1 pseudogene is annotated in these 430 nt (G+C 67.7%); it reads right to left on the reverse strand.

Features of this window, described 5'->3' with window-relative positions:
• Positions 1-430 (reverse strand): annotated as a pseudogene (locus E4T88_RS17525) (glutamate synthase); the annotation flags it as partial.

The raw sequence follows: 430 nt of genomic DNA on the forward strand, positions 1-430 counted from the left end.
GCACGAGGTCGGCCTTGAGCGTCTGCTCGGAGCCGGCCACTTCGACCATCTTGCCGTCCTTCCACTCCACGCGCACCGTCTTCAGGCCCGTGACCTTGCCCTTCTCGCCGATGCATTCCTTCGTGGCGATGGCGAACTCGCGCTCGCAGCCCTCTTCGTGGCTGGAGCTGGTGCGCAGCTTGTAGGGCCAGTAGGGCCAGGTCAGCGGGCGGTTCTCCACCTCGGGCGGCTGGGGCATCAGCTCGAACTGCGTCACGCTCGCGGCGCCGTGGCGGTTGCTCGTGCCCACGCAGTCGCTGCCGGTGTCGCCGCCGCCGATCACGATGACGTGCTTGCCATCCGCGCGCAGCTGGCCCTTGAGCTTGTCGCCCGCGTTCACCTTGTTCTGCTGGGGCAGGAACTCCATCGCGAAATGCACGCCGTCCAGCTC

Source organism: Dysgonomonas mossii (assembly GCF_004569505.1).
Classification (GTDB): Bacteria; Bacteroidota; Bacteroidia; order Bacteroidales; family Dysgonomonadaceae; genus Dysgonomonas.